Source organism: Butyricicoccus sp. AM05-1, from assembly GCF_003474415.1.
Lineage (GTDB): Bacteria > Bacillota > Clostridia > Oscillospirales > Butyricicoccaceae > Agathobaculum > Agathobaculum butyriciproducens.
Genome location: NZ_QUDG01000001.1, coordinates 130,811 through 147,796 on the forward strand (window position 1 = coordinate 130,811; position 16,986 = coordinate 147,796).

Consider the following 16,986-nt stretch of genomic DNA (forward strand, 5'->3'; position numbering starts at 1 on the left):
GAAAACAATTAGATGGGTATCTAATTAACGGGATGGCGAGAAGGACGGTGAATGTAATGGACATTTCCATTCTGATTTGCGCGATTGCGCTGATTCTGGCGGCTATATTGGTGATCTGGCAGGCAAAAGCGCTTGCAAGATGCGATTTGATTTGTAAATCCTGCGGCACGAAGCAAAACCTGCCGTGGAAGCGGCTGGTTTTCCGCACGCATGTGGGAAATGACTGGCAGCTGTATTGTCCGGTCTGCGGGCGCAAAACGTGGTTTGCCGCACGAAAGAGGGGACAGTAATGGGGTTTCAGCAGAGCTTTAAGGCACTCAGCGATCCGGTGCGGCGCGAAATCCTGTCGCTGCTGCGGCGCGGACCGATGGCGGCGGGCGATATTGCAGCGCACTTCGAGGTGTCGGGCGCAACCATTTCACATCACCTGTCCGTCCTGCGGGATGCGGGTCTGGTGCTGGATGACAAGCAGGGCAAGTACATTTATTATGAGCTGAATATGTCGGTCGTGGATGAGATTCTCGAATGGATCAGCGCCTTGAAAGGAGATGGCAGGAATGAAAAAAATCAGTAGATTGCAGGTGACGGCGTGGGTGCTGTCGCTGCTGCCGGCGGCAATGACAGCGGTGTTTTACAGCAGGCTGCCCGCAGAAATTCCCATGCAGTGGGATCTTGTCGGCCATGTGAGTTACGAAACCAGATGGCATTTGTGGATCGTGGCCGGGATGGCACCGCTGTTTGCAGTTCTGTTCTACTTTCTGCCGCGGTTTGACCCGAAAAGCAAGAACTACGACAAATTTTCCGATGCCTATGTTGGGTTTCAGATCATGATCGACCTGTTCCTGACCGCAATGTGCGGCATCTGCATTGCGGAAGCACTGCGTCCGGGTACGGTCGATGTGCCGACAGTCGTATGTCTGCTCGTCAGCCTGCTGGTGATGTGCCTCGGCAACATTATGCCGAAGTTTCGCATGAACTGGTACTGCGGACTCAAAACGCCGTGGACGCTGTCGAGCGAAACCGTCTGGACGAAAACGCATCGTGCGGCGGGCCGCATGCTGTTTGCGGCGGGTATTATCGGTGCGGCAGGCTCGTTCGTTCCAAACGAAATTGCAAAGTTTGTGCTGGTGCTTGCGCCAATGGCGGCGGCAACGATTATCCCGACTGTGCTGAGCTGGCGATGGTACCGCGCAGAACAGCAGTAATAGACGAAAAATGGACTTTGAAAGCGCGGTTTGCTGGAAAACCGCGCTTTTCTTGTATAAAAAGGTTAAAATTACAGAATGGTTACAACAAATTTAGTCATATTTTAACTTGTCAAGTGGGGAACAGTGTGCTATAATTTTGAAGCAAGTTTACATAGGTGGGGAATACACCCTATCTATCATAACCACTGAGCAAGGAGAATATTATGAAAAGAACGCGAAAGCTGGTGACCGTCGCGGTGCTGGCGGTTGTGGTGGTCGTAAGCGCGATCACAGCAGCCTATGCACTGAGCGCGAACACCACGGAGACGTATGCGTATCTTCCTGAACACTCGGTTTACTTTTATGATACAGCAGGAGAGTACGCGTGGGCTTCCCGCGAGGTTGATACGCTTGCCGTTGCAGGCGTAATCAAGGGCAGCGGAACCCATCTGTTTTATCCGGGCAACGCCATTACCCGAGCGGACTTCATCGTTATGCTCGACCGCGCCTATGGTATGAGTAAAGCGCTCGACAACGGTCAGGTCAATTCAAACGGCTCATTTGTCGATGTGCCGAGCAGCGCCTATTACAGCAAGGCGGTTATCGCGGCGAAAGCCTTCGGCATAGCGGCGGGCACCGCGACCGGTGAGTTTCAGCCGCAGCAGAGCATGACCCGTCAGGATGCAATGGTGTTCCTCAAACGCACGATTGACCGCACGGCGCTCAAGCTGGGCACCGGTTCGGTGAGCAGCTTTTCGGATGCGAGCAGGATTTCCAATTACGCGAAGCCTTCCGTCAGTGCACTGGTCGGTGCTAAGGTGATCGGCGGCTCGAAAGGAAAAATCAATCCGCTTTCCAAGGTAACGCGTGCGGAGATGGCGGTGATGCTCTATCGGGCAACGCATTTGACCGTGCAGAGCAGCGGCGCTGTGTATCAGAGCCGCTGCGATCTGGTCAACCTGTGTATCGGTACGCAGAATTACTGCGATGTTGTGATCGAGAACTATGATCCTTCGGTGACGTATACCGGTCTGATGGAGTATACGGATTTCCAACGAATCGGCGGCGTTACCTACGTTTCGCTGAGCGGCAAACGCGCGATCGACCGCACGGTAACGTACACGAACGGCGTGTTCACCTTCGCAGACGGTGAGGGTACAGTGAGCATTCCGGCGGCCGCCGATTGCGTAGCTATCGATGTCAGCCAGCCATACCATCAGCTGAATGCGCCGACAAGCACCGGCAGTACCTACCGGCATTGCTATCCCTCTATTGAAGACGGTGCGGTTACTGCGATTTATTATTCCAAGGTATAACGAAACCACCCTGCTTTCGCAGGGTGGTTTGAGGCTGTCGAAAAACTCTGTTTTTCGAGCAGCCTCTCGATTGAAACCACGCTTTCAATCGAATCTTGACGAAAAGCCGCGCCCTACGGGCACAATTTTTCGTCCCTTGTATAATTCCCGAGGTACACGCCCCCGGGAATTATGAATTTGCTGTGCAAATTCTATTTTATGCGTGCTGCCGCACGAAAGGTAAAAACGATAGATTGGCTTTATCGACAGACTGAAACCACCCTGCTTTCGCAGGGTGGTTTTTCGTTGTTAAATGCGTGGGCGGAAACTGGAGAAACGTTACGTTCATTTTCCATAAAAAAGACACCTCCGCTATGCAGAGGTGTCTTTTTTATACATTTGGAGATGAATGGATTTTTGGAGAGAATTGCAGGATTTGAGAATCAAAATTACTCAGAAACCAGCGGGGTGGACAGGTAACGGTCGCCGGTATCAGGCAGCAGAGCTACGATAACCTTGCCGGCGTTCTCCGGACGCTTGGACAGCTCAACAGCAGCCCACAGAGCAGCACCGGAGGAAATACCTACGAACAGACCCTCGCTGTGAGCGAACTGGCGAGAGGTTTCAAATGCATCCTCGTTTGCTACACGAATAACTTCGTCGTAAACCTTGGTATCGAGTACATCCGGAACGAAGCCGGCGCCGATACCCTGAATCTTATGCGGGCCGCCCTTGCCGGTGGACAGTACCGGGGAGGTATCCGGCTCAACAGCTACTACCTTGACATTCGGGTCCTGATCCTTCAGGTACTTGCCGGTGCCGGTTACGGTGCCGCCGGTGCCTACGCCTGCAACGAAGATGTCAACCTTGTGACCGGACTGCTCCCAGATCTCGGGGCCGGTGGTTGCGTAGTGTGCAGCCGGGTTTGCCGGGTTTACGAACTGACCGGGGATGAAGCTGTTCGGGGTCTCCTTAGCCAGCTCGTTTGCCTTTGCAATCGCACCGGACATGCCCTTCGTGCCTTCGGTCAGAACCAGCTCAGCGCCGTATGCCTTCAGCATGTTGCGGCGTTCAACGCTCATGGTTTCCGGCATGGTGAGGATGATGCGGTAGCCGCGGGAAGCTGCAACTGCTGCCAGACCGATACCGGTGTTGCCAGAGGTCGGCTCGATAATGGTTGCGCCCGGCTTGAGTGCGCCGGACTTCTCAGCCTCGTTGATCATAGCGTTTGCGATACGATCCTTAACGGAACCGGCCGGATTAAAGTACTCCAGCTTTGCGAGAATCTGTGCGTTAGCGCCAGCCTTAGCTGCAAACTTTTCAGCCGCATACAGCGGGGTATTGCCGATCAGATCGGAGAAGCTCTTTTTAATATCAGACATGGGATAAACCGCCTTTCAAAATTAAGAAAAATTAGAATGTGATGTTAGTAAGGAATGATGGGAAAACTCAGTTGATGCAACATCGACACATTCGCCGGATCGTCATTGAGATCACGCTCCTAAATTCACTTTATTCATATGTGTTTTGTATGAATTAAATATACAACCGAAATCCCCATTTGTCAATAGGAATTTTGAAAAAAGTCAAAAAATTTCCGCACCCGGAAAAATGGTGCGGAAACATACTGTTTAATGGGTAAGATCCCAGTCGATAGGGTCGATGCCGTGTGCTTCGAGGAACGCATTACATTTGGAGAAGTGCTTGCAGCCGAAAAAGCCGTTGTACGCCGACAGAGGAGAGGGATGCACGCTTTCGAGCACAAGGTGCTGCGGTGCAGTGATGAGTTTCTTTTTGCTGCGGGCATTGCCGCCCCAGAGCAGAAAGACGATCGGCTGCTCATGCTCGTTCAGCTTTTCGATTATATGGTCGGTGAAGGTCGTCCAGCCGAGGTTTTTGTGGCTGTTCGCCTGCCCGCGGCGTACGGTCAGAGTCGTGTTCAGCATGAGCACACCGCGCTCCGCCCACTTGGTGAGCGTGCCGTCCTTGGGAGGCACAATGCCAAGATCACTCTGCAGCTCCTTGAAGATGTTCTGCAGGCTCGGAGGCGGCTGAACACCCGGCTGAACCGAAAAGCAAAGTCCGTGCGCCTGGCCGGGACCGTGATATGGGTCCTGCCCGAGGATGACGGCCTTGACCTTGGAATACGGCGTGTACCGCAGAGCGTTAAAGATGTTCTCTGCCGCCGGATAGATGGTCTGCTCGGCGTATTCCTTTTTCAGCCAGTAGCGAATGCGCTTGTAATAATCCTGCTCAAACTCACCGGCAAGGATCTCGTCCCAATCGTTGCCAAGATGTACCATGCGATCACTCCAAAATTGTTTTCTTATCTTTAGTATAGCATAGGAAAGGGGGGGTGTCAAAATTGAGAATGGATAGGGAGCGTCCTATCGCGCAGACAGTTCGTCCTATCCGGGCTGCACTGGTCGCAGGCACGGGTTTTCCGGTGTGCCCAAACTGCGAAGGTGGTTCGCCATTTCCGGGCGAGGATTCCGCCGCTGCGGCGGTGGGGAACGTGCGGCGTCCGCCGCGGGGACAAAAAGGAAGGGACACCCATGGTTTCCCTTCCTCTTTGAACTCCTACCTTTCCTTTGTTTGATAGTACGGCGGTAATGGTAGAGAAGAGACCGCTCCGAAAAGGAGTACGGCAGTCGGGTTACCGTTCCGTAGGGGCGCGCATTGCGCGTCCATTCCTCTACCTATTCGCAGTGCCAGATACCGTACTGCTACACAGGCGGCTTACTCTACGCAGGCGCGGCATACCCGTGCCGCGCAAATTTTTTGCTTGTGCAGATTATCCAAATCCTACGGATATAGGCGATATGCACCCGTAATCGTGTTGCGCGGCACTGTTATGCCGCGCCTGCGTAGACCCAAATTGGATGTAGCAGTACGGTATCCGACACTACGAATAGGCGGATACAACGCGGAACGAAAAATCCTCTGCCGTACTCCTTTTCGAAGCGGTCACATATAGGCAATCTGCGCCAGATTAGGAAGCAAGGGAAAGGTAGGAGTTCAAAGAGGAAGGTCACTCATTTAATCCGCGCACAGCGCGGGAACAATGTTTAGCAGCCTACGGGCAAACCGCAGGTTGTCCTTCCTTTTTGCCCCCGCGGCGGGCGCCGCGACGTTCCCGCCGTCCGCAGACGGCGAATCTCCACCGCTGAATCTCAGCGAAAAACATCCCGCCCGTTAGGGGCGAACCCGCCTGCGGCAGTTCGTGCGCCCCGGTTAACCGGTGCAGAGAAAAGACGGACGTTTGAGCGGCTTGATGACCGTTTTTGAATAAACCATGAATTTTGTAAAGCCCTCTTGATTTTTTCTGACTTTGGGATTATTATATCAATGTTGGCACTCGACGATTGAGAGTGCTAATACCGAACAACAAACACAGAGGTGTATGTAATCATGGCAACCAAGCAGTTTAAGGCAGAATCCAAGCGCCTGCTCGATTTGATGATCAACTCTATTTATACGCACAAGGAGATTTTCCTGCGTGAGCTGATCTCCAACGCATCCGACGCAACGGATAAGCTCTACTATAATGCAATGAAGGAAGGCAAGACCGGTATCACCCGCGACAGTCTGCCGATTGAGCTGACGCTCGACAAGGCAAACCGCCGCTTTATCATCGAGGACCACGGCTGCGGCATGACTGCCGAGGAAATGGAGAACAACCTCGGTACGATCGCGCATTCCGGTTCGCTGGCGTTCAAGAACGAAAATGAAAAGCAAGACGATATCGACATCATCGGCCAGTTCGGCGTTGGCTTCTATGCGGCCTTTATGGTTGCAAAGCATGTTGAGGTCGTATCCCGTGCGGCAGGCAGCGATGAGGCCAACCGCTGGGAGTCCGACGGTGCAGACGGCTACACGGTTGCGCCGTGCGAAAAGGCAGAAAACGGCACGAAGATCGTGCTGACCATCAAGGATAATACGGAGAACGAGAATTACGATGAATTCCTCGAGCCGTACCGCATTCAGGGTCTGGTAAAGAAGTATTCCGATTACATTCGCTACCCGATCAAGATGGATATGACGCGCTCTCGCATGAAGGAGAAGCCGGCAGATGCAGGCGATGACTACAAGCCGGAGTGGGAGGAGTACACCGAGAATGAGACCCTCAATTCCATGGTCCCGATCTGGAAGAAGTCCAAGAAGGAGCTGAAGGACGAGGATTACAACAGCTTCTATACGCAGAAGTTCTACGATTATCAGCCGCCGCTGTGCCACATCCATTCCAGTGTGGAAGGTGCGGTAACGTACACGGCAATGCTGTTCATCCCGTCTCACGCACCGATGGACTACTACACCAAGGACTATGAGAAGGGCCTGCAGCTGTATTCCAACGGCGTGCTCATCATGGACAAGTGCGCGGATCTGCTGCCCGATCATTTCAGCTTTGTACACGGCATGGTCGATACGGCAGACCTGTCGCTCAACATCTCTCGTGAGATGCTGCAGCACGATCGCCATTTGAAGGCCATCGCGCAGAGCCTTGAGAAGAAAATCAAGAGCGAGCTGCTCAAGATGCAGAAGGACAAGCGAGAGGATTATGAGAAGTTCTGGGCAGCGTTCGGCCGTCAGATCAAGTACGGCGCTTATGTTGAGTACGGCGCGCACAAGGAGCTGCTGCAGGATCTGCTGATGTACCATTCCTCCACGGAGGACAAGCTGGTATCGCTCGCGGAGTACGCTTCCCGCATGAAGGAAGACCAGAAGTATATCTACTATGCTTGCGGCGAGACCATCGACAAGATCAAGCTGCTGCCGGTAATGGAAACCCTGTCCGACAAGGGCTACGAGGTGCTGTGCATGGATGACAGCATTGATGAGTTCTGCGTCAAGATGCTCGCTAAGTACAACGATAAGGAATTCAAGTCCATTGCGGATGCAGACCTTGGTCTGGACAGCGAGGACGAGAAGGAAGAGATCAAAAAGCTGAGTGAGGACAACAAGGATGTCCTCGAAGCACTCGGCAAGGCGCTCGAGGGCAAGGTTAAGAAGGTCGAGCTGACCAGCCGCCTCAAGAGCCATCCGTGCTGCCTGCGTGCCGAAGGCCCGGTAACGCTCGAGATGGAGAAGGTGCTCAACCAGCAGGCTGCTGTCAACGGCGGTCAGAGCGTACACGCCGAGCGTGTTCTGGAGCTGAATGCCGAGCACCCGATCTTTAAGAAGCTGTGTGCGCTGCAGGCGGAAGGCTCGGATAAGGTAAGCACCTATGCGGATATCCTGTATACGCAGGCGTTGCTCATCGAGGGTATGCCGGTGGATGATCCGGTGGTTTACGCAAATGCTGTTTGCAATTTGCTCTCCTGAGATATATAATAATATAGTTAGTATATAGATAGTATATACTTGGGATAAAAGAGTGAATGATTGATGGATTGAGAATAGCGATGCGGCGCGGCTGCGTCGATACTACATTTTATTTATGAACAAAACCGGAAGGTGATGAAACATGAAGAGAATGCTGTGGATACTCAATCCGCATGCGGGACGCGGTGCAATGAGCGGAAAGATCATCGACTGTGTGACCGCATTTCAACAGGCAGGATATGATGTGACGATTTATATCACGCAGGGTGCGCAGGATGCAACGCGTGTTGCACGAGAGCGTGCGGGCGAGTTCGATCGCATTGTGTGTGCAGGCGGTGACGGTACGCTGAACGAGGTGATTACCGGTCTTATGCAGGTGGAGAGCCGTCCGGTTCTCGGTTATGTGCCTGCCGGTACAACAAACGACTTCGCGTTCAGTCTGGGCATTTCCAAGGTGCCCGCTGAGGCGGCGGTTATTGCGGCAGGCGACACGCTGCAGGCGCTGGACATCGGCCGCTTCAACGATCGCTATTTTAACTATGTTGCGGCGTTCGGCGCGTTTACCGAGGTCTCTTACGAGACACCGCAGCAGACCAAGAACATTTTCGGGCGTGCTGCGTATATCATCGAGGGCATTAAGGCGCTGACCAACATCAAAACCTACCACATCCGCGTGAACAGCGCGGAAACGCAGATAGAGGACGATTTCATCTACGGTATGGTGACAAACACGGTGTCGGTCGGCGGCTTCAAGACCATCCGGCCGGATGGCGTGGCGCTGGATGACGGACTGTACGAGGTGCTGCTCATTTACCCGGTCGAGAATCCGATGGAGCTGCAGTGGCTGGCGAATGACCTGCTGACGCATAATGTCGAATCTAACCGCTTCGCGTACTTCCGCACGTCAAAAATAAGTTTTTCGTCCGATGACGAGGTGACGTGGACGCTGGACGGCGAGTTCGGCGGAGCATTGCACAATGTGCAGATTACCAACTGCAGCCGTGCGATCACATTTGCCACCGGCAAGGAGCCGGAAGGAAAAGAATCATAAGAAAAGTCCTGCAGAATGCTGGCTTAACCGTGATAAGGAACGAATGCAGCCTTATTACGGATAGCCGATGGATTCAGGTGTGCAAGGACAACAAACGTAAAGGCAACCGCCCATTTCCGAAAGGAAGGGGCGGTTGATTTTTGCTGTTTATCAAAAGTAAACTGATTCAATTTCATGGACGAGGTGGCAATCTCCGTATCGGCAGAGCCCGGGATCATAGAAAAAACGGCGTGACTTTCACGGTCACACCGTTCTTTGCGACACAATAATTACTTGTCACGATTCAGTGTCAGCTCTGCGGGATTTTTATACGTTGGGTGCAAGCAGGATGGGCTGAAGCTGTCTGCCGTTCATGGCCGCGTCAATGGCGGCGGGAATCAGCGTCATGTCTGCGACAAGCGAGCGCGGCTTGTTGTGCGGTGCATCCTGCCGCAGCGGTACGAAATAGTAATGCCGACGATTCAGCAGCGTGCCGAGATTTGCGGCGCTGCCGGACAGACCGTCATTGGTGGAGACCGCCAGCACGACCGGACGTTCTCCGCGCAGATGGCTTTTGACCGCCATGGTCGCGGGCGTGTCCGTCAGACCGTGCGCCAGTCTGGCGAGTGTATTGCCCGTGCACGGCGCAACGATCAGTATATCAAACAGCGCCTTCGGCCCAATCGGCTCGGCGGAAACAATGCTGTCGATAGGGGAGACGCCGGTGAGTGCGGTCAGCTCCTGACGCCAGTGCGCGGCTGTGCCAAAACGGGTGTCGAGTGTGCCGGCGCTGTCGGACAGAATCGGCGTAACGGATTCGCCGCGCTCGATGAGTGCTTGTATAACCGGTATGACCTTGGCAAAGGTACAGAACGAACCGGTCAGTACAAAGCCAATGCGGAGTTTGCTCATAAGATGCCCTCCTCGTGCAGAATCGTGTCCACGGTATCGAATACCGCGCGTGCAGCGCTGAGCGGTGCTACCTTGCCCGGCAGAGACAGCGCGTGCAGCACGCGGCAGCCATCCGGAAGCAGGGTATCGGCGGCAACACCGCCCGGCAGAGATGCAAGATCAATGATGAAACAGGGCGGTTTCATGTCGGATAGTACCTCGGTTGTCAGGATCGGAGCAGGTACGGTGTTGAAAATCAGGTCAAAACCGGCAAGGTGACCGGCGAGCCTGCGTGTATCCAGTGCGTGCAGTCCTGCGGCAGCGATGCGTGCAAAATCACGCGTACAGCGTGCGGAGACCGCAACCTGTGCATCGAGAGCATACAGCTTGCGTGCAAGAAGCATGCCGATCCGTCCGGCACCGATTACCAGACAGCGTGCGTTTTGCAGCGTGAACGCAGTCTGTTCCATCGCAAGCTGAAGTGCTCCCTCGCAGGTAGGGAAGGTGTTAGCGGTTTGGCACATAAGCGGATTGGCCTTCGCATAGACTGTAAGCGAAGGAGGGATAGCCATGAAACTGACCGAACAGGAGCAGGCCGCTGTTTCGCGCGGCATGATCGAGGGTCTGCTCCGCGCTTTGCGCACGGAAGGTATGCTGCCGCCCGAGCGGCTGGAGCTGGTGCTCGAGCTGTTGTGCGCAGGCCGCTGACGTGCTGCGCGTGGCCGCCTATTGCCGCGTTTCCACCTCACAGGAGGACCAGAGAAACTCGCTGGAGAATCAGCGGCGATATTTTTCGGAGTACATCAGCCGTCAGCCGGACTGGGAGCTTGTGGAGGTTTATGCGGACGAGGGTCTGTCCGGCACCTCGTCCGACCGGCCTGCCTTTCGGCGCATGCTGGCAGCGGCAGCAGAAGGAGAAATTGACCTGATTTTAACTAAAGAGGTCTCACGCTTTGCCCGAAATACGGTTGACACGCTCGCGTACACGCGGCTGCTGCGCCGTCAGGGAGTCGGTATTGTATTCATTGGAGATCATATCGACACCCGCCAGAATGACGGTGAATTTCGGCTTACCATAATGGCAAGCGTAGCGCAGGAGGAGAGCCGCAAAATCTCCGAGCGCGTCAAGTGGGGGCAGCAGCGCTCGATGGAGCGCGGTGTGGTGTTCGGATGTGATAATATCTACGGGTTTTCCCTGCAGGGTGGGGAACTGACGGTAAAACCCGAACAGGCGGCAGTCGTCCGCGAGGTGTACCGCCGTTTCTTGATGGACGGCAAAGGCACTTACATCATCGCACGGGAGCTGACCGCCGAGGGCATCCCGCCGCCAAGCGGAAAAGGAAAATCGTGGTCGTCTACGATGGTGCTGCGGCTGCTCCGGGGCGAGAAATACTGCGGCGATCTTCTGCAGCGCAAAAGCTGCACGCCGGATTTTCTCGATCATCGCAAGGTGAAAAATGAGGGGCAGTCACCGCAGGTCTATCTGCGGGATCATCACGAGGCGATTGTGCCGCGCTCGATGTTCGAAGCTGTCCGACGGGAACTCGATCGTCGGCAGGCAACCCGCAAAGCCGGCAGCCGACCCTCTGCACGGTATTGGTGCTCCGGAAGAGTGGTCTGCGGACTGTGCGGCAGTCGGCTTGTGCCGCGCAGGGGCGCACGGGCGGACGGCGGTCTGCGATGGGTGTGCGGAAAACGGGTGCAGCACGGCGTGGCAGCGTGTGCGGCTCCGGCAGTTGGGAATCGAATTTTGCTGGACTGCATGAAGCAAATCACGCAGGATTTGCCAATTGACATAGAGGTGATATTGTGGCAGACCTTACGCGCGATACCTGATCTCACACGCGCTGAAAGACAGCAATTCTGTACAATTTTACGAAAAAAGCTGTACAGTGAAATGGTTTACAGCGCACTGCTCGATCATATCACTGTAACGGGGGAGGGCTTGACTGTATATCTGCACGGCGTGTCCGAACCGCTGTATTTCGACCTTTCGGGCAGAGAAAAGCCGTCCGTGCAGCGCACGGACGGCTGAACGCTATTCGCTTTTCTTTCCGCGTGCGTCATAATCATCGAGGAACGAGTGGAGCACGCCGCCGGACTTGTAACCGGGCATCATGTCCAGATTTACCGAGTGAATACTGTTGAAAATGCTGCGCTCAATATTCGGGTTGTCGCGGCGCAGACGGCGCAGCAGAATCTTGACCTCCTGTCGCTTGGAACCGCCGCCGCCGTTGTCGCACATCGTACAGTTTTCGGTGAAGCGGCACGCGCACTGGATAAATTCGAGGTCGTTATACTGCTTCCACGCGAGGATATCCTCCTCGTGAATGCAGTACAGCGGACGAATCAGCTCCATGCCCGCAAAGTTGGTGCTGTGCAGCTTGGGCAGCATGGCCTGCATCTGCGAGCCATAAAACATGCTCATCACGGTCGTTTCAATGACATCGTTGAAGTGGTGGCCGAGCGCGATCTTGTTGCAGCCGAGCTCCTGCGCCTTGCTGTACAGATAGCCGCGGCGCATGCGCGCACACAGGTAGCACGGGTTTTTCTCGCTGTTGTTGGCAACCGCGAAAACGTCGGTCTCGAACACGGTGACCGGGATATGCAGCAGTGCAGCGTTGCTCTCAATTTTGTTGCGGTTGATTTCGTTGTAGCCGGGGTCCATGACGAGGAAAACCACCTCGAACGGCACCTCGCTGTACCGCTGGAGCAGCTGCATCAGCTTGGCCATCAGCATGGAATCCTTGCCGCCCGAAATGCACACGGCAATCTTGTCGCCCGGCTGAATCAGCTGATACTGACGGACCGCCAGTGTAAACGGGTTCCAGATGGTCTTGCGAAATTTTTTGATGATACTACGCTCGATCAGCTCGTGCGGCTGTAAATCTCGTTTCATAATGATGCTCCCTGTATTACTTGACTAACTCGTGATAGCACGCGTCGAAAACGGACAGAAATTCGTCGATTTCGGCATCTGTGGTGAGGTGGCTCAGGCTGATGCGCCATGAGGACAGTGCATTGCGCCGGTCGCGGCTGACAGCAAACACTGCACGGGACGGCAGACCATCCGCCGAGCAGGCGGATTTGACCGAAACGCACACGCCTTTTTCGGACAGCGCGCGCTGAAATACGGTGCCTTTCACATTCTTGACGCTCAGATTGAGGATGTGCGGCACGGCGTGCTCCGGACTGTTGATATGCACCGCCGGATACGCCGCAAGTGCGCGGCGCAGCTTCTCACTGTGGCGCTGAACGACAGCACAGCGGATCTCACGCTTATCGCATGCCAGCTGCAGTGCCAGTGCGGACGAAGCCGCCAGACTGAGTGCAGGCGTGCCGCTGCGGTACAGCGTTGTGCTGGCGCCGCCGTTCATCTGGGGTTCGAGCGGCATACGGCTGCGCTTGAGCAGCACGCCGCTGCCGCAGATGCCGCCGAACTTGTGCGGCGCAAAGCTCAGTGCGTCGATACCGGCGAAGTTCACCGGGATGCGCCCGATAGCCTGCGTTGCGTCAACGTGCAGACGGCAGTTCGGATGGTCAGCCAGCAGCGCCGCGATTTCGTTTACCGGCTGAATGGTGCCAAGCTCGCTGTCCACCGCGCAGATGGCAACGAGAACGGTATCCGGACGCAGAAGCTCGCGTACTTCCTCCGGGTCAACCGTGCCGTCCCGTCCGATGGAGAGCAGGTCGATCTCCCAGCCGCGCTCCTGCAGGGCGGTCAGGCTGCCGCTGACCGAGGAATGCTCGAGTGGTGTGGAGATGATATGCTTGCCGATATGCCGTGACGCCTGCGCGATGCCCTTGATGGCAAGGTTGTTCGCCTCGGTCGCACCCGAGGTAAAGATGACCTCGGCAGGGGACGCGCCGGTCAGCGCTGCAATCTGCTCGGTGACACGCGCCATTTCCTCGCGGGCGGCTTTGCCTGCCATGTGTATCGAGTTCGGGTTGGCCGGAAACCGGCGTTCTATATCGCAGAATCGCTCCAGCACCGCAGGGTCCGCGGGTGCATGGGCGGCATAATCGAGATAAATCATAGCATGGACTCCTCAAAATAAGGTTAACGGCTATAATCATAGCATTCTTATAGGAAAAAGTCAAGATGGACAGAAAAAGACTGCTGTCTCCGATGAAACAGCAGTCTTTCTTTCACTTCATGGCGGGGTCGGTCACACCGTTCGCCTCAAACGCGCGGATGCGGTCCAGACAGGTGCCGCACTTGCCGCACGGCTTGTCGCCGCCCTCGTAGCAGCTCCACGTCAGCTGATAGGGAACCTGCAGCCGCAGACCTTCGGCAACGATCTGCGCCTTATTCCAACGCACGAACGGAGCCTCGATGCGGACATCACCGCCCGAGCCGAGTACGATGGAGTGGTTCATTGCATTTACGAAATCCTCACTGCAGTCGGGATAGGCATTGCCGGCGGCATCGTCGTGATGCGCACCGTAGTAAATCACGCTGCAGTGCTTGGACAGCGCAACGCTTGCCGCTGCCGACAGGAACAGACCGTTGCGGAACGGCACATAGGTCGTAACCGGCTTGCCGCCGCGCTGCGCCAGCTGCTCGGCGTAGGATTCCTCGGGGATGTCCTCGGTCGAGTGGGAAAGCAGCGAGCAGTCGCTGTACGCGAACACCGGCGTCAGGTCGAGAGATGTGCCCTCGATGCCGTAGTATTCGAGAACCGCCTTCGCAGCCTGGATCTCCTTAACGTGCTTCTGACCGTAGTAAATGGACAGCGCACACACATTCTCCTTGCCGTGCTTCTCGATGGCAAGCGCAAGACAGGTCGTGCTGTCTACGCCGCCGCTGCACAGGACCATTGCCTTTTCGCTCATCGGTTGTCCACCTTCTCCGGGTACAGATCGTGGTGGGTGAGACGCTCGAATGCAACCTCCTCCCAGCGGGTGCCGGGCTTGCCGTAGTTGCAGTACGGATCGATCGAGATGCCGCCGCGCGGCGTGAATTTGCCCCAGACTTCGATGTACTTGGGCTCCATCAGGCGGATGAGGTCCTTCATGATGATGTTCACGCAGTCCTCATGGAAATCGCCGTGGTTGCGGAAGCTGAACAGATACAGCTTGAGCGACTTGCTCTCTACCATGCGCTCGCCGGGCACATAGGAGATATAAATGGTAGCAAAGTCCGGCTGGCCGGTCATCGGGCACAGGCTGGTGAACTCCGGGCAGTTGAACTTGACAAAATAGTCGTTGTCCGGATGCTTGTTCGGGAAAGTCTCCAGCATTTCGGGCGCGTAGTCCGAGGGATACTTGTTCTTCTGGCTGCCGAGCAGCGTGACGCCGTTCAGTTCTTCTTTATTTCTTCCGGTCATGGTTGCATTCTCCTTACATTAACTAGCCTTAGTTGCCTTGGGATACAGTGCGCGCTGCAGTACGTTCACCAGAACGACACCGCAGACCGCAGGTACGGACTGACCGATGCACAGGCTGGTGGCGAGTACAGAATACGGAACGTGCAGCAGATAGCTCAGATAGCTCGGTACGCCGAGACCGGGCACAAGGATGATCGGGAGGATCATCAGCCAGCGGCTCCAGCCCTTGCGGCGGATGAGCACGATGATCGCGGTAACGATGATACCGACGAAGCAGCCTCCGAACCAGTCCAGCAGACCGAGTCCGCCGAACAGAAAGTTGGCAATGAAATTAGCGAAACCAAGCGGCAAAACCAGGAACGGAAACAGGTAAGCGAGCGCATACAGAGCCGTTGCAATGCGGATCTGGTACGCACCGAAAGAGAAGCTCTGCGTAAAGTACAGCACAACAACGTAAAGTGCCATCACCATAGCAGAAACGGTCAGTTTTTGAACCTTGCTCATGTTTTCTTTTACCATATTTCATTCACCTCCAAATAATGCACACAACAACGTTGATTGGAAACCTAAGGCAACACCGCACAATTAAGACTGCGGTGCTTTGCGGAAATTTTGTGACCTGACTTTGGCTTCGGTTCCTTGCGCGAGTTCCGTCCGCGCTGCCGAAGTTTCACGGTAATACATCAAGTATTACCGCAAAACTGCGCCTCGTCAGTACGCAAAATTTACTCGCAAATCACTCTTGTTCAATTATGCGGTATTGCCTTAAAATTTTTCTGTTTCGTTGTCCCTAGTTTTGTTTTACGACAGGATGGTTTCGAACTGTCATTCCATATCCGGAAGCAAAGTGCCGAACGGCACAAACGATAGTATAGCGTATTTTTGCCGTTTATGCAAGTGTAAAAGCAGCAAAACATGGTTTTAATAGAGAGATTATGCGGTTTCACCAAGAAGCGCGAAATCCCTGCCTGACAGAGAGAAAACCGGACATTCGACAGATAAAACGCGTTTTTGTCGAAAATTGTCGATAAATATGCGGGGAAAAGCAGGGATATCCGCTTGCGCGGACGCGCTGAATATGTAAAAATAAGATGTAATCCGTAAATCGGCATAAGATAGAGAAAGCCGGGGGAAAGCAGTAAATGAAGATCAAACAAGGCAAAATGCGTATTTTACTGGCGTGTGCGGACGAGTCTCTGCTGAAACAGACAAAACGGCTTATGCAGGCGAGCAATGAGCTGGAGCTTGTCGGCTGTACGTCGAACGGCACGAAGGCGTGGGAAATGATTCGACAAAAAACGCCGGATATGGTCGTGCTGGATACCGACCTGCCGTATGCGGACGGCTTTGCCGTTGCGTCATGGATGAGACAGAATAAGATGTGGGATACGAGCATTATCCTGCTCAGCTCGTTCATCGGCGGCCAGACCTATGTGGAGTGCAGCCTGCTGCACATTAACGTGCTGCTGCGTAAGCCAATCTGCGCGGATGCACTGTATGAGCGCATCAAGCTGGCGGTCAACTGTACCAGTCGGGGAGATACGGTGGAGCAGCGGCTGGCCCAGATCCTGCGGGAGCTGGGCATGCGCGAGCAGACGATCGGCTATCAGTGTGCATTGCTGACCGTGTGCCTGTATCGGGAGACCGACGGTGCCAGCATCACCAAGATCATTTATCATAGTGTCGCGCAGCAGATGAACAGCGAAGGCAGTAATGTGGAGCGCAACATGCGCTACGCCGTTCACCGCGCATGGGATAAGTGTGATAAAGCCGTGCTTGCCAGGTATTTCGGCGAAGCGCGTGCACAGGATAAGGAGCCGCCGAGCAACCGCGAATTCTGTGCGGCTCTCGTGGAGTATCTCCGGCAGGAAGCCTGCCGCCTGTAACCGGACAACCTGTGCTTTTTGCAAATGCGGCAGGTACCGCGTTGC

At 54.9% G+C, this 16,986-nt stretch carries 18 protein-coding genes; 9 read left to right on the top strand and 9 right to left on the bottom strand.

Annotated features, from left to right (window positions below; all coding sequences use genetic code 11):
* The first annotated feature begins 56 nt into the window (after positions 1-56).
* The 4 genes from DW088_RS00755 (at position 57) to DW088_RS00770 (ending at position 2,503) form a co-directional block, all read left to right on the top strand.
* Complete coding sequence (locus tag DW088_RS00755) at positions 57-290, top strand: hypothetical protein (protein ID WP_118358723.1); 234 nt, start codon at positions 57-59, stop codon at positions 288-290.
* Complete coding sequence (locus DW088_RS00760; protein WP_118358725.1) at positions 290-574, top strand: autorepressor SdpR family transcription factor; 285 nt, start codon at positions 290-292, stop codon at positions 572-574. The genes DW088_RS00755 and DW088_RS00760 overlap by 1 nt, the downstream gene beginning before the upstream one ends.
* Positions 558-1,205, top strand: a complete 648-nt coding sequence (locus DW088_RS00765; RefSeq protein WP_158574563.1) for an SdpI family protein — start codon at positions 558-560, stop codon at positions 1,203-1,205. Before DW088_RS00760 ends, DW088_RS00765 begins: the two co-directional genes overlap by 17 nt.
* Before the next feature lie 206 nt (positions 1,206-1,411).
* Positions 1,412-2,503, top strand: coding sequence for an S-layer homology domain-containing protein (locus tag DW088_RS00770; protein WP_118358729.1), 1,092 nt, complete (start codon positions 1,412-1,414; stop codon positions 2,501-2,503).
* A gap of 428 nt (positions 2,504-2,931) precedes the next feature.
* On the opposite strand, the gene cysK is transcribed toward DW088_RS00770, so the two are convergent.
* Together cysK and ung are read right to left on the bottom strand one after the other, a co-directional pair.
* Positions 2,932-3,864, bottom strand: a complete 933-nt coding sequence (cysK, locus tag DW088_RS00775; RefSeq protein ID WP_118285188.1) for a cysteine synthase A — start codon at positions 3,862-3,864, stop codon at positions 2,932-2,934.
* Between the two features lie 249 nt (positions 3,865-4,113).
* Positions 4,114-4,785, bottom strand: coding sequence for a uracil-DNA glycosylase (ung, locus tag DW088_RS00780; RefSeq protein WP_117751594.1), 672 nt, complete (start codon positions 4,783-4,785; stop codon positions 4,114-4,116).
* A gap of 1,108 nt (positions 4,786-5,893) precedes the next feature.
* On the opposite strand from ung, the gene htpG reads away from it, so the two are divergent.
* Together htpG and DW088_RS00790 are read left to right on the top strand one after the other, a co-directional pair.
* Positions 5,894-7,804 carry a molecular chaperone HtpG gene (gene htpG, locus DW088_RS00785; RefSeq protein ID WP_118358731.1) on the top strand — a complete coding sequence of 637 codons (1,911 nt, stop codon included), beginning with the start codon at positions 5,894-5,896 and terminating at the stop codon, positions 7,802-7,804.
* A gap of 142 nt (positions 7,805-7,946) precedes the next feature.
* Complete coding sequence (locus DW088_RS00790; RefSeq protein ID WP_118358733.1) at positions 7,947-8,855, top strand: diacylglycerol/lipid kinase family protein; 909 nt, start codon at positions 7,947-7,949, stop codon at positions 8,853-8,855.
* 306 nt (positions 8,856-9,161) lie between these two features.
* On the opposite strand, the gene DW088_RS00795 is transcribed toward DW088_RS00790, so the two are convergent.
* Both DW088_RS00795 and DW088_RS00800 read right to left on the bottom strand, forming a co-directional pair.
* Positions 9,162-9,746 carry a dipicolinate synthase subunit B gene (locus tag DW088_RS00795; protein ID WP_118358735.1) on the bottom strand — a complete coding sequence of 195 codons (585 nt, stop codon included), beginning with the start codon at positions 9,744-9,746 and terminating at the stop codon, positions 9,162-9,164.
* Positions 9,743-10,249, bottom strand: a complete 507-nt coding sequence (locus tag DW088_RS00800; RefSeq protein WP_158574564.1) for an NAD(P)-dependent oxidoreductase — start codon at positions 10,247-10,249, stop codon at positions 9,743-9,745. The genes DW088_RS00795 and DW088_RS00800 overlap by 4 nt, the downstream gene beginning before the upstream one ends.
* A 46-nt stretch (positions 10,250-10,295) precedes the next feature.
* Between DW088_RS00800 and DW088_RS15735 the strand changes: the two genes are divergently transcribed.
* Entirely contained in the window at positions 10,296-10,433 is a 138-nt protein-coding gene (locus tag DW088_RS15735) for a hypothetical protein (RefSeq protein ID WP_158574565.1), read from the top strand.
* A 1-nt stretch (position 10,434) separates the two neighbouring features.
* Positions 10,435-11,760 (top strand): recombinase family protein, encoded by a 1,326-nt coding sequence (locus DW088_RS00805; protein ID WP_118358739.1) that lies wholly within the window; start codon positions 10,435-10,437, stop codon positions 11,758-11,760.
* 3 nt (positions 11,761-11,763) lie between these two features.
* On the opposite strand, the gene DW088_RS00810 is transcribed toward DW088_RS00805, so the two are convergent.
* The 5 genes from DW088_RS00810 to DW088_RS00830 all read right to left on the bottom strand — a co-directional run bounded on the left by DW088_RS00810 (position 11,764) and on the right by DW088_RS00830 (position 15,574).
* Complete coding sequence (locus tag DW088_RS00810; protein ID WP_118358741.1) at positions 11,764-12,624, bottom strand: tRNA 2-thiocytidine biosynthesis TtcA family protein; 861 nt, start codon at positions 12,622-12,624, stop codon at positions 11,764-11,766.
* Between the two features lie 16 nt (positions 12,625-12,640).
* Positions 12,641-13,762 carry a cysteine desulfurase family protein gene (locus DW088_RS00815; protein WP_118358743.1) on the bottom strand — a complete coding sequence of 374 codons (1,122 nt, stop codon included), beginning with the start codon at positions 13,760-13,762 and terminating at the stop codon, positions 12,641-12,643.
* A gap of 112 nt (positions 13,763-13,874) precedes the next feature.
* Positions 13,875-14,561, bottom strand: a complete 687-nt coding sequence (gene queC, locus DW088_RS00820; protein ID WP_118358745.1) for a 7-cyano-7-deazaguanine synthase QueC — start codon at positions 14,559-14,561, stop codon at positions 13,875-13,877.
* Complete coding sequence (queF, locus tag DW088_RS00825) at positions 14,558-15,055, bottom strand: preQ(1) synthase (RefSeq protein ID WP_110436941.1); 498 nt, start codon at positions 15,053-15,055, stop codon at positions 14,558-14,560. Before queF ends, queC begins: the two co-directional genes overlap by 4 nt.
* 18 nt (positions 15,056-15,073) lie before the next feature.
* A complete protein-coding gene (locus tag DW088_RS00830; protein ID WP_199667405.1) occupies positions 15,074-15,574 on the bottom strand; it encodes a QueT transporter family protein in 501 nt (166 codons plus the stop codon).
* A 623-nt stretch (positions 15,575-16,197) separates the two neighbouring features.
* Between DW088_RS00830 and DW088_RS00835 the strand changes: the two genes are divergently transcribed.
* Positions 16,198-16,941 carry a sporulation initiation factor Spo0A C-terminal domain-containing protein gene (locus DW088_RS00835; RefSeq protein WP_118358747.1) on the top strand — a complete coding sequence of 248 codons (744 nt, stop codon included), beginning with the start codon at positions 16,198-16,200 and terminating at the stop codon, positions 16,939-16,941.
* Positions 16,942-16,986: the final 45 nt, after the last annotated feature.

Bases quoted from the DNA above. Each gene is read 5' to 3' on its own strand.
- DW088_RS00755 (WP_118358723.1), top strand. From the start codon at position 57: ATGGACATTTCCATTCTGATTTGCGCGATTGCGCTGATTCTGGCGGCT.
- DW088_RS00760 (WP_118358725.1), top strand. From the start codon at position 290: ATGGGGTTTCAGCAGAGCTTTAAGGCACTCAGCGATCCGGTGCGGCGC.
- DW088_RS00765 (WP_158574563.1), top strand. From the start codon at position 558: ATGAAAAAAATCAGTAGATTGCAGGTGACGGCGTGGGTGCTGTCGCTG.
- DW088_RS00770 (WP_118358729.1), top strand. From the start codon at position 1,412: ATGAAAAGAACGCGAAAGCTGGTGACCGTCGCGGTGCTGGCGGTTGTG.
- cysK (WP_118285188.1), bottom strand. From the start codon at position 3,864: ATGTCTGATATTAAAAAGAGCTTCTCCGATCTGATCGGCAATACCCCG.
- ung (WP_117751594.1), bottom strand. From the start codon at position 4,785: ATGGTACATCTTGGCAACGATTGGGACGAGATCCTTGCCGGTGAGTTT.
- htpG (WP_118358731.1), top strand. From the start codon at position 5,894: ATGGCAACCAAGCAGTTTAAGGCAGAATCCAAGCGCCTGCTCGATTTG.
- DW088_RS00790 (WP_118358733.1), top strand. From the start codon at position 7,947: ATGAAGAGAATGCTGTGGATACTCAATCCGCATGCGGGACGCGGTGCA.
- DW088_RS00795 (WP_118358735.1), bottom strand. From the start codon at position 9,746: ATGAGCAAACTCCGCATTGGCTTTGTACTGACCGGTTCGTTCTGTACC.
- DW088_RS00800 (WP_158574564.1), bottom strand. From the start codon at position 10,249: ATGTGCCAAACCGCTAACACCTTCCCTACCTGCGAGGGAGCACTTCAG.
- DW088_RS15735 (WP_158574565.1), top strand. From the start codon at position 10,296: ATGAAACTGACCGAACAGGAGCAGGCCGCTGTTTCGCGCGGCATGATC.
- DW088_RS00810 (WP_118358741.1), bottom strand. From the start codon at position 12,624: ATGAAACGAGATTTACAGCCGCACGAGCTGATCGAGCGTAGTATCATC.
- DW088_RS00815 (WP_118358743.1), bottom strand. From the start codon at position 13,762: ATGATTTATCTCGATTATGCCGCCCATGCACCCGCGGACCCTGCGGTG.
- queC (WP_118358745.1), bottom strand. From the start codon at position 14,561: ATGAGCGAAAAGGCAATGGTCCTGTGCAGCGGCGGCGTAGACAGCACG.
- queF (WP_110436941.1), bottom strand. From the start codon at position 15,055: ATGACCGGAAGAAATAAAGAAGAACTGAACGGCGTCACGCTGCTCGGC.
- DW088_RS00830 (WP_199667405.1), bottom strand. From the start codon at position 15,574: ATGGTAAAAGAAAACATGAGCAAGGTTCAAAAACTGACCGTTTCTGCT.
- DW088_RS00835 (WP_118358747.1), top strand. From the start codon at position 16,198: ATGAAGATCAAACAAGGCAAAATGCGTATTTTACTGGCGTGTGCGGAC.